Genomic DNA, 10,716 nt, shown 5'->3' with positions numbered 1-10,716 from the left:
GGCTGGCGCGGAAGCCTCGAAGGTCTGCACTAGAGCACTTCCTTCATCGTTGCAACAACTAACGCAGACATAGCCATTTCAATCGCCAGGCAGGCGAAGGTCTGTCCTGCAAGGTCAGCCGGTACAGCTGCGCCGTCTTTGGCGAATGAAGTTGCCCCTTCAAGATGATTGGACCTAGCGCCGGTACAGGCTCGGCGACTGCCCGCTCCAGCGCTGGAAAGCATGGCGGAAGCTCGCGGTTTCGCTGTAGCCGAGTTGCTCGGCGATCAGGTAGATCGGCAGGTCGGTCTGCACCAGCAGTTGGCGCGCCTTGTCGTAGCGCACCTCGTCCAGCAGGCGCTGGAAGCTGGTGTTCAACTGCTGCAGGTGGCGTCGCAGGGTGCGTTCAGAACGGTGCAACTGGCGCGCCACGCTATCCAGGTCGCAGGCTTCACGCAGATTACCGGCCAAGTGTTGGCGAATCTGGTCGAGCACGTCGTGGCGGCTGTTGAGCTGAGCGTTCAGTTTCAGGCACTGCTGCATGCCGTAGTGGCAGGTCACCGGGTCACTCAGTGGCAAAGTCCGATCCAGCAGGACCGCGTCGAAACACAGGGCATTGCGGGGGGCGCCGAACTCTATTGGGCAGCCGAGCATCTTTTCGTAACTGGCGGCGTGCAGGGGCGGTCGATAGGCCAGGCAGACACGCGTCGGGTGAACGCCCTCGCCAAGCAGGTCCTGCACTACGGTGAGGAGCGAGGTCAGGCAGAGTTCGCTGTTGAACACCGTCAGCTCTGGCGCGTAGCGATAGCCGCTGGCCGACAGGCATGCCTCGTCGCCGTCCACTTCCAGGCTCAACTTGAAATAAGTGCCCAGCAGTGCTGGATGCCCGAGCGCCAGTGTGAGGGCGTCGCGCAGGGTGCGGCTGGCGAGCATGGTGTAGCCAAGCATGCCGTAGGCCGAAACGTGCATGCGCAGGCCGAGAGACAGGCCCAGCGCCGGGTCCCGCGTGCAGGCCAGGGCGTTGGCGAAGACGCGTAACTCCTGGGCGTGGCTGATGAGCTTTTCAGGGGTGTCGAGGTCCGCGCAGGCGACGCCGCTGCCGTCCAGCAGGCGCGCACGATCGATTCCGCTGCTGGCCAGGGTGGCCACGGCAAGGGCAATGGTGTGCAAGGTGGTGAGTGCGCGCTCTTCCGGTAGCAGCGAGGTGCCCATGTCCGTCCCCTTTTGTAACGCCCGCCCTGCCTGGTTCGCGGGCTTTAAGCTTCAATTCAGGTAGTAGGCCCGTGCGCTCTGTATCCTTCGGCGCGTCCTGAACCCCAGAGTCCTGATCGATGCGCTCACTCCTGACCCCGTGGCGGCTGGTTGCCGCTGTTCTGCTCCTGCTGCTGGTGCTGCTCGGCGTTGCCGCCCAGCAGTTCCGACTATTCGAGCGGGGTCTGTTTGTCCTGCAAGAATGGCGCCACGCCTCCGAATGGCGGGAGCGCTCGATCTGGTTGCCGGACTATCGCGTAGCCGTTGAGGCCCAGCCTATCGAGGGGCTTTCGGATGATGTCTCCGCGCTGACCTACGATCCTGATCGGCACAGTCTGTTCACCGTTACCAACCAGCGTCCGGAGATTATTGAGCTGTCCCTGGATGGGCATCTGATCCGGCGCGTCCAGTTGGTGGGGTTCGGTGACCCGGAGGCCATCGAGTACATCAGCAAGGGCGTCTACGTGATTACCGACGAGCGCCTGCAGCGACTGATCAAAGTACGGCTCGATGAGAACACTACCTCCATTGATGCCAGCCAGTCGCAGCAGTTGTCCCTGGGCATCGGTCTCTCCGGCAACAAGGGATTCGAGGGCTTGGCCTACGATTCCGTCGGGCAGCGCCTGTTCGTGGCCAAGGAGCGCGACCCGGTGCGAATCTACGAGATCCACGGTTTCCCCCATACCAATCCGGACAAGCCGTTCGCGGTGCATGTGGTGGATGATCCAAAGCGCGATGCCCGCCTTTTTGTGCGCGACCTTTCCAGCCTGCAATACGATGAGCGCAGCGGCCACTTGCTGGCGCTGTCGGACGAGTCGCGGCTGGTACTGGAGCTGAATGCCGATGGGCGCCCAATCAGCACGCTTTCGCTGCTGCGCGGCATGCACGGCCTGCAGCGCGGGGTGCCGCAGGCCGAAGGGGTTGCCATGGACAACGATGGCAACCTCTACCTGGTCAGCGAACCGAACCTCTTCTACGCGTTCCGCAAACAGACCGGCGACTGATCAGCTCTCGTCGTTGAGGGCGGCATCCGGGGCGTTGTTCTTCACCGAGTCGATGCCAGCGCTGGCGCTGGCGGCGCTGGCGTACATCTGGCTCTGGCCGATGACCTGGCCGTTGGTGGCCTTGAGCACGAAGTAGAACTTGCCGTTGCTGGCAGTCTTGCTCTCGAAAGCACCGTCACGAACTGCGTTCTTGCGCACCGAATCGATGCCGTTCAAGGCAGAATCCTTGGCCTTGTACAGCTCGCTGGTGAGGATGGTCTCGCCGTTCCCGGCGTTGAGATTGAAGTGGAACTGGCCATCATTGGCCTTCTTCAGGTGGAATTTCCCGGCCATGGGGTGTCTCCTGATCCGGTGGCTGTGGACGGCGCCGAAGGGCGCCGTAGCCAACAAATCTAGACGGTTTCCCGCAGACCGGGATTCGGCTCAGGCAGTGAGGCTCTTCACGCCATTCTTGGTGCCGAGCAGCAGCAGGTCCGCCGGGCGGGCGGCGAACAGGCCGTTGGTGACCACGCCGACGATGTTGTTGATCTGCTCTTCCAGCTTTACCGGGCTGTCGATCTGCAGGTTGTACACGTCGAGGATGATGTTGCCGTTGTCGGTCAGCACCCCTTCACGGTAGACCGGATCACCGCCCAGCTTCACCAGTTGGCGGGCGACGTGGCTGCGGGCCATGGGGATGACTTCCACCGGCAGAGGGAAGGCGCCGAGCAGCGGAACCAGCTTGCTCTCGTCGGCGATGCAGATGAAGGTCTTGGCCACCGCGGCAACGATCTTCTCGCGGGTCAGCGCGGCGCCGCCGCCCTTGATCAGCTCAAGGCGCTCGTTGCTCTCGTCGGCGCCATCGACATAGAACTCGAGGTCGCTGACGCTGTTCAGGTCGTATACCGGGATGCCATGGCCCTTCAGGCGCTGGGCGGTGGCTTCGGAGCTGGCGACTGCACCGTCGAAGGCCATCTTGTGTCGGGCCAGCAGGTCAATGAAAAAGTTGGCTGTGGAGCCGGTGCCGACACCGACGATGCTCTTCTCATCGAGCTTGGGGAGGATGAAGTCGATGGCGGCCTGGGCGACGGCCTGCTTGAGCTGGTCCTGGGTCATGCTGTGGAGGTCCGATTGGGAGGGAGTCGAAGGCGCGAATTATAGCCGGTCGGCGGGGCAAAACCCCGTATTCTCTGTGGTCGCCCGACGAATCCCTGCGGTAGACTCGCGGCTTCCGTGAAGCGCCCGCCAGTGAAGCCCGATGCTCGAAGAATACGTGAAGAAGACCCTGACCTCGCGCGTCTACGACGTCGCCGTGGAAACCCCGTTGCAGGCTGCCCGCCAGCTCACTGAGCGCCTGGGCAACCAGGTTCTCCTCAAGCGCGAGGACTTGCAGCCGGTCTATTCCTTCAAGATCCGCGGGGCTTACAACAAGATGGCCCAGTTGACTCCCGAGGAACTGGCCCGTGGCGTGGTCACCGCATCGGCCGGCAACCATGCCCAGGGCGTGGCCCTGGCGGCTCGTGAACTGGGCATCAAGGCCACTATCGTGATGCCGCGCACCACTCCGGAGCTGAAAGTGCAGGGCGTACGCGCCCGCGGCGGCAAGGTGGTGTTGCATGGCGATGCCTTCCCCGACGCCCTGGCCCACTCGCTGAAGCTGGTGGAGGAGAAAGGCTACGTCTACATCCACCCCTACGATGACCCGGAAGTGATCGCTGGCCAGGGCACCGTGGCCATGGAGATCCTCCGCCAGCACCCGGGGCGTCTGGACGCCATCTTCGTGCCGGTGGGTGGAGGTGGCCTGGTGGCCGGCATTGCCGCCTTCGTCAAATACCTGCGCCCCGAGGTGAAGGTGATCGGCGTCGAGCCGGACGACTCCAACTGCCTGCAGGCCGCCATGGCCGCTGGTGAGCGCGTGGTGCTCGGCCAGGTCGGGCTGTTTGCCGATGGCGTTGCCGTTGCGCAAATCGGCCAGCACACCTTCGACATCTGCAAACAGCATGTGGATGAAGTGATCACCGTCAGCACGGACGAGATCTGCGCGGCGATCAAGGACATCTACGACGATACCCGCTCCATCACTGAGCCCGCCGGCGCCCTAGCCGTTGCCGGGATCAAACGCTACGTGGAGCGCGAAGGCGTGCGTGACCAGACCCTGGTAGCCATCGACTCCGGCGCCAACATCAACTTCGACCGCCTGCGCCACGTGGCCGAGCGCGCCGAACTGGGCGAGAAGCGCGAAGCCATTATCGCCGTGACCATCCCGGAGCGGCCGGGCAGCTTCAAGGCCTTCTGCGAGGCCATTGGCAAGCGCCAGATCACCGAATTCAACTACCGCTACAACACCGACGCCGAGGCGCACATCTTCGTCGGTGTGCAGACTCACCCGGAAACCGACCCACGCGCGGTGCTGGTGGAGAATCTGCGCGGCCAGGGCTTCCCGGTGCTGGACCTGACCGACAACGAACTGGCCAAGCTGCATATCCGCCACATGGTCGGCGGCCACGCGGTACGTATCAGTGACGAGATGGTGTTCCGCTTCGAGTTCCCCGAGCGTCCAGGCGCTCTTTTCAACTTCCTCAACAAACTCGGCGGGCGCTGGAACATCACGATGTTCCACTACCGCAACCACGGTGCTGCCGACGGCCGCGTTGTCGCTGGCTTGCAGGTGCCGGTCGAAGAGCGTTCCCTGGTGCATGCCGCACTGGACGAGATCGGCTACCCCTATTGGGATGAAAGCGACAACCCGGCCTACCAACTCTTCCTCGGCTGAGACTGGCACTGGGGCGCAGGAACGGGCTGCTGCTAGGCTTTCTGGCAGCCGCTCATGCTGACAAGGACCTGTTCCATGGAAAACTACCTTCTGTTCCGCATTCTCCACGGCCTGGCCACGCTGTTGTTCTTCGGCGGCCTGACAGGGCTCGCCTGGTATGGCTGGCGCAGCTTCCGCTCCGGCGACTCCGCGCTGATCGGCCCGAGCCTGCGGCGCATTCTGCTGATCGGCGTGCCGCTGTTGATCCTTGCTGCGGTCTCCCTGCCGGTCAGTGGCTGGTGGATGGTCAACTTGGCCGGACTGCCGTTGGGCCAGACCTGGCTGCTGGGTGGGGCCATCCTCTATCTGTTTGGTTGCATTGCCTGGCTTCTGCTGTTCGGTCGCGTCGCGAAGCTGCGTGAGCAGGCCATGGCCGAAGGCGGCGCGGCGTCGGCCGCTGCGCAGCGCAGCCTCAAGTTCGGCGCCGCCTATGGCCTGATCGGCCTGCTGCTGTTCTTGTCCGTGCTGGCGTTGATGCTGGCCAAGCCGCTCTGATGCGGTGCTCGCTTCGGGCATGACCCTCTATTTCCTGCTCAAGACCGCCCATGGCCTGCTGGCTGCCGTGCTGCTCGGCACGGCACTGGCTGGGCTGTTCTTCGCCCTTCGTGCGTGGAAAAGCGGTGAACTTCGGCAGTTAGCTGCCACCTTCTCCTCGCTGGTGAGGTTGGAGATCTGGTTCATCGGCAGCTCCGCCGTATTGCTGCCGTTGAGTGGCCTGGCCCTTGCCAAGGTGGGGGGCTGGCCCCTGGGGCAGCTTTGGCTGCTTTGGAGTGTCGGGCTTTACCTGCTGGCGGCACTTTGCTGGCTGCCGCTCCTGTGGCTGCAGGTGCGCATCCGTAATCTGGCGCGCCGGGCCTTGCGAGACGGCGAACCCATCGCCTCGCAGGTTGCTGGCCATGTGGCATTGCGCTGCTGGCTGGCGGTCGTGGCGCTGGTGCTGTTGGTGGCGGTTTATGTGCTGATGGTGGTCAAGCCGCTCTAGCCGCGCAGGGACATCATTGGCCAGCCGCGTCGTTCCGCTTCGGCGCGCAGCTTCCGGTCCGGGTCCACGGCGACCGGATAGGTCACCTGCTCCAGCAGCGGCAGGTCGTTCAGCGAGTCGCTATAGAAGCTGCTGCCATCCAGATTGAAGCGGTTCTCTGCGAGCCAGCGTGCCAGGCGGGTTACCTTGCCTTCGCGGAAGCAGGGCACGTCGGTGGTGCGCCCGGTGTAGCGGCCGTCGGCCATTTCGCACTCGGTGGCCAGCAGGGTTTCGACGCCCAGGCGCTGGGCGATGGGGGCGGTGACGAAGCGGTTGGTGGCCGTGATGATCAGCAGCTTGTCGCCGGCGGCGCGGTGCTCGGCCAGAAGGGCTTCGGCCTTGGGCAGGATGATGGGTTCGATGCAGTCGCGCATGAACTCGCGGTGCCACTGGTCGAGCTGAGCCATTTCCGTGCGGCCGAGGATTTCCAGGCTGAAGTTCAGGTAGTCCTGGATGTTCAGGCGGCCAGCCAAGTAGTCCTGATAGAACTCATCGTTGCGCGCCTTGTAGGCAACTCCGTCGAGGATGCCGCGCTCGCACAGGTAATCGCCCCAGGCATGGTCGCTGTCACCGGCCAGCAGTGTGTTATCAAGGTCGAATAGAGCCAGGCGCACGTCGTCGTTCCTTACTGCAGTGCTTCGAAGGGCGGCCAGAATAGCTGCTTTCGTGGGGGCTGCCCATTGCGCGAAAGGCTCGCATTGCTGCGTTTGCGGCCTTTATGGAACAATGCCGGAACATGCGTTTGCGAGGTTGAGTGCCGTGATCGATTCCGATGGTTTTCGCCCAAATGTCGGCATCATTCTCGCCAATGATGTCGGGCAGGTGCTTTGGGCCCGGCGTATCAATCAGGATGCCTGGCAGTTCCCGCAAGGCGGGATCAATCCGCGGGAGACGCCTGAGGAGGCTCTTTTTCGGGAATTGAACGAAGAAGTTGGCCTGGAAGAGCAGGATGTGAAGATTCTTGCCTGCACTCGCGGCTGGTTGCGCTATCGTCTGCCCCAACGCCTGGTGCGCTCCAACAGCCAACCGCTGTGCATCGGCCAGAAACAGAAGTGGTTCCTGCTGCGTTTGCAGTCGGATGAGAACAAGGTACGGATGGATCTGACCGGCAAGCCCGAGTTCGATGGCTGGCGCTGGGTCAGTTACTGGTACCCGTTGGGTCAGGTGGTGACCTTCAAGCGTGAAGTTTATCGCCGAGCCCTCAAGGAACTAGCACCGCGCCTCCTGGCGCAAGACTGACCCGGAGAAAGGCTGCCTAGCCATGCTCAACACGCTGCGCAAGATCGTCCAGGAAGTGAACGCCGCCAAGGATCTGAAGGCGGCGTTGGCGATCATTGTGCAACGTGTCAAGGAGGCCATGGGTAGCCAGGTCTGCTCGGTCTACCTGTTGGATCCAGAGACCAACCGTTTCGTGCTCATGGCCACCGAAGGCCTGAACAAACGCTCCATTGGCAAGGTCAGCATGGCCCCCAACGAAGGCCTCGTCGGCCTGGTGGGCACCCGTGAAGAGCCGCTGAACCTCGAGCACGCCGCCGATCACCCCCGCTACCGTTACTTCGCCGAAACCGGCGAAGAGCGCTTTGCTTCCTTCCTTGGCGCGCCGATCATCCACCACCGCCGGGTGATGGGCGTCCTGGTGGTGCAGCAAAAGGAGCGACGCCAGTTCGACGAGGGCGAAGAAGCCTTCCTCGTCACCATGAGTGCGCAACTCGCTGGTGTTATCGCCCATGCCGAGGCCACCGGTTCCATCCGCGGCCTGGGGCGCCAGGGCAAGGGCATCCAGGAAACCAAGTTTGTCGGGGTGCCGGGTGCTCCTGGCGCTGCCGTGGGCAAGGCCGTGGTGGTGCTGCCGCCAGCCGACCTGGAAGTTGTGCCTGACCGAACGGTCGATGACATCGAAGCCGAGGTCGAGCGCTTCAAGCAGGCCCTGGAGGCGGTGCGCGAAGACATGCGCCGGCTTTCCAGCAAGCTGGAAACCCAGCTGCGCCCCGAAGAGCGCGCGCTCTTCGATGTTTACCTGATGATGCTCGACGACGCCTCCATCGGCATGGAGGTCAAGCGTGTGATCCGCACCGGCCAGTGGGCCCAGGGCGCGCTGCGTCAGGTGGTGATGGAGCACGTCACCCGCTTCGAGCTGATGGACGACGCCTATCTGCGCGAACGTGCTTCCGACGTCAAGGACCTCGGTCGCCGTCTGCTTGCGTATCTGCAGGAGGAGCGCAAACAGAATCTGGTCTACCAGGAGAACACCATCCTGGTCAGCGAGGAACTGTCACCGGCCATGCTCGGCGAAGTGCCGGAAGGCAAACTGGTGGGGTTGGTGTCGGTACTGGGCTCGGGCAACTCCCACGTCGCCATCCTCGCCCGCGCCATGGGCATTCCAACCGTGATGGGTGTGGTCGACCTGCCGTATTCCAAGGTCGACGGCATCGAAATGATCGTCGACGGCTACCACGGCGAAGTCTTCACCAACCCCTCGACTGAGCTGCGCAAGCAGTACAGCGATGTGGTGGAGGAGGACCGCCAACTGGTCAAGGGCCTGGAGGCATTGCGCAGCCTGCCCTGTGAAACCCTGGATGGCTACCGCATGCCGCTCTGGGTCAACACTGGTCTGCTCGCCGACGTCACCCGCGCCCAGGAGCGCGGTGCCGAGGGCGTTGGCCTGTATCGCACCGAAGTGCCGTTCATGATCAACGAGCGCTTCCCCAGCGAAAAAGAGCAGCTTGCCATCTACCGCGAGCAGCTCGCCGCGTTCCACCCGCTGCCGGTGACCATGCGTACCCTGGATATCGGCGGAGACAAGGCGCTGTCCTATTTTCCGATCAAGGAAAGCAACCCTTTCCTCGGCTGGCGCGGCATCCGCGTTACCCTCGACCACCCGGAAATCTTCCTGGTCCAGGTGCGTGCCATGCTCAAGGCAAGTGAAGGCCTGGACAACCTGCGCATCCTGCTGCCGATGATCTCCGGCACCCATGAGCTGGAAGAGGCTCTGCACCTGATCCACCGAGCCTGGGGTGAGGTGCGCGACGAGGGCGTGGACATTCCCATGCCGCCGATTGGCGTGATGATCGAGATCCCCGCTGCCGTCTACCAGACCAAGGAGTTGGGGCGCCAGGTGGACTTCCTTTCTGTAGGCTCCAACGACTTGACCCAATACCTGCTGGCGGTTGATCGCAACAACCCGCGCGTGGCTGACCTTTACGACTACCTGCACCCGGCCGTGCTCCAGGCGCTGAAGAAGGTAGTGGATGACGCGCACGCCGAGGGCAAGCCGGTGAGCATCTGTGGCGAGATGGCCGGTGATCCGGCGGCCGCCGTGCTGCTGTTGGCCATGGGCTTCGACAGCCTGTCGATGAATGCTACCAACCTGCCGAAAGTGAAGTGGTTACTGCGCCAGGTCACCATGAGCAAGGCCAGGGAATTGCTGGCGCAATTGCTGGCGATCGACAACCCGCAGGTTATCCACAGCTCGCTGCATCTCGCCCTGCGCAACCTGGGTCTCGGTCGGGTGATCAACCCGGCGTCGACCATCCAGGCCTGAGGTCAGGGCGCACGCGTTTGCAGCGCGCGGGCCTCGGCCCGCACAGAGGTCACAACCGGGTCGCCGACCCGCAGGAAGCTTATGGACAAGCTCGAGCCCCTCGACCACTGCTACGGCACCACCCGCGAAGAGATCGAGCGTACCCTGCGCTTCGCCCTGGATATCGTCAGCGATGGTATCTGGGACTGGAACATCCGCACCAACCACGTCAAGCGCAGTCCCGGCTGGTATTCCATGCTCGGCTATCCCCAGGACAGCTTGCCGGAGGATGTGGATACGTGGAGATCGGTGATTCATCCCGGGGATTTCGAGCGGGTTATGCGCAACTTCCAGGCCTACCTGGACGGCGCAAGCCTGATCTACGCCGAGGACTACCGCTGCCGCTGCCGTGATGGCAGCTACCTGTGGGTCAGCGACCACGGCCGTTTCGTCGAATTCGACGAGACGGGTAAGCCGACGCGGATGATTGGCGCCCATCGGAATATCCACCGGCGCAAGATGGCCACCCTGGAATTGCAGCGCAAGAACGAGGAGCTCCTGGACCTCAATCGCACGCTGGAGGCCCTGGTGGACGCGCGTACCGAGGCCTTGCGCCAGGCCAATGAAGCGCTCGCCCAGCAGGTGGCGTCAGCCATGCGTCTGAGTGAGACCGACCCCCTGACCCAGATCTCCAATCGACGACACTTCGAACGCAACCTCCACAGCGAGTGGCAGCGCTTTCAGCGCCATGGGCATGTCACGGCGTTGCTGATGTTCGATCTGGATCACTTCAAGCGCATCAACGACAACCATGGTCACCAGATTGGCGATCGTGCCCTGGTCGCCGTCAGTCGCGCCGTGCGCGCGGCCCTGCGGGAAGAGGACTGTTTCGCCCGCTGGGGTGGCGAGGAGTTTATTGCCCTGCTGCCTGACACTGACCAGGGCGCGGCGCTGCTTCTGGCTGAGCGCCTGCGGCTGTTGGTGGGGAGCGCTGATCCGGGGCTGCCGTCAGGGCTGACCGCCAGCTTCTCGGTGGCCGCCATGCAGGCTGGGGAGGGTATCGAGTCCCTGCTCAAGCGCCTGGACGAAGGTCTCTATCGCGCCAAGCAGCGGCGAAACTGCATCGAGTCGTGTTGATCCAGTGGTGCGC

General features: G+C 63.3%; 11 protein-coding genes. 7 read left to right on the top strand and 4 right to left on the bottom strand.

Annotation, left to right across the window (positions count from 1 at the left end; translation table 11 throughout):
* Window positions 1-174: 174 nt before the first annotated feature.
* Window positions 175-1,191 (bottom strand): AraC family transcriptional regulator, encoded by a 1,017-nt coding sequence (locus E8F20_RS10805; protein ID WP_280283717.1) that lies wholly within the window; start codon window positions 1,189-1,191, stop codon window positions 175-177.
* 119 nt (window positions 1,192-1,310) lie between these two features.
* Here E8F20_RS10805 and E8F20_RS10800 point away from each other — a divergent pair, with 119 nt between their 5' ends.
* The gene (locus E8F20_RS10800; protein WP_280283716.1) at window positions 1,311-2,234 is read left to right on the top strand and encodes an SdiA-regulated domain-containing protein; all 924 of its coding nucleotides are present in this window, start codon (window positions 1,311-1,313) and stop codon (window positions 2,232-2,234) included.
* Here the strand turns inward: E8F20_RS10800 and E8F20_RS10795 are convergent, their stop codons facing one another.
* Window positions 2,235-2,567, bottom strand: coding sequence for a YegP family protein (locus E8F20_RS10795; protein WP_280283715.1), 333 nt, complete (start codon window positions 2,565-2,567; stop codon window positions 2,235-2,237).
* Between the two features lie 90 nt (window positions 2,568-2,657).
* Window positions 2,658-3,329 (bottom strand): ribose-5-phosphate isomerase RpiA, encoded by a 672-nt coding sequence (gene rpiA, locus E8F20_RS10790; RefSeq protein ID WP_280283714.1) that lies wholly within the window; start codon window positions 3,327-3,329, stop codon window positions 2,658-2,660.
* A gap of 142 nt (window positions 3,330-3,471) precedes the next feature.
* Between rpiA and ilvA the strand changes: the two genes are divergently transcribed.
* The 3 genes from ilvA to E8F20_RS10775 all read left to right on the top strand — a co-directional run bounded on the left by ilvA (window position 3,472) and on the right by E8F20_RS10775 (window position 6,007).
* Window positions 3,472-4,986, top strand: coding sequence for a threonine ammonia-lyase, biosynthetic (gene ilvA, locus E8F20_RS10785; protein ID WP_280283713.1), 1,515 nt, complete (start codon window positions 3,472-3,474; stop codon window positions 4,984-4,986).
* 75 nt (window positions 4,987-5,061) lie between these two features.
* Complete coding sequence (locus tag E8F20_RS10780) at window positions 5,062-5,520, top strand: DUF2269 family protein (RefSeq protein ID WP_280283712.1); 459 nt, start codon at window positions 5,062-5,064, stop codon at window positions 5,518-5,520.
* Between the two features lie 19 nt (window positions 5,521-5,539).
* Complete coding sequence (locus E8F20_RS10775; protein ID WP_280283711.1) at window positions 5,540-6,007, top strand: DUF2269 domain-containing protein; 468 nt, start codon at window positions 5,540-5,542, stop codon at window positions 6,005-6,007.
* On the opposite strand, the gene E8F20_RS10770 is transcribed toward E8F20_RS10775, so the two are convergent.
* Window positions 6,004-6,660, bottom strand: coding sequence for an HAD family hydrolase (locus E8F20_RS10770; protein ID WP_280283710.1), 657 nt, complete (start codon window positions 6,658-6,660; stop codon window positions 6,004-6,006). The two genes, E8F20_RS10775 and E8F20_RS10770, sit on opposite strands and share 4 nt — an antisense overlap.
* A 145-nt stretch (window positions 6,661-6,805) precedes the next feature.
* Here E8F20_RS10770 and E8F20_RS10765 point away from each other — a divergent pair, with 145 nt between their 5' ends.
* From E8F20_RS10765 to E8F20_RS10755, 3 genes are all read left to right on the top strand, one after another.
* On the top strand, window positions 6,806-7,285 hold the full coding sequence (locus E8F20_RS10765) for an RNA pyrophosphohydrolase (protein WP_280283709.1): 480 nt from the start codon (window positions 6,806-6,808) through the stop codon (window positions 7,283-7,285).
* Window positions 7,286-7,307: 22 nt separating this feature from the next.
* Entirely contained in the window at window positions 7,308-9,587 is a 2,280-nt protein-coding gene (ptsP, locus tag E8F20_RS10760) for a phosphoenolpyruvate--protein phosphotransferase (RefSeq protein WP_280283708.1), read from the top strand.
* A gap of 81 nt (window positions 9,588-9,668) precedes the next feature.
* A complete protein-coding gene (locus tag E8F20_RS10755) occupies window positions 9,669-10,703 on the top strand; it encodes a sensor domain-containing diguanylate cyclase (RefSeq protein ID WP_280283707.1) in 1,035 nt (344 codons plus the stop codon).
* Window positions 10,704-10,716: the final 13 nt, after the last annotated feature.

It is taken from the genome of Pseudomonas sp. BN415, assembly GCF_029871195.1.
Taxonomy (GTDB): Bacteria; Pseudomonadota; Gammaproteobacteria; order Pseudomonadales; family Pseudomonadaceae; genus Metapseudomonas; species Metapseudomonas resinovorans.
Note: the sequence above shows the minus strand (reverse complement) of the source record. Positions and strands in the feature narration are given on the sequence as shown.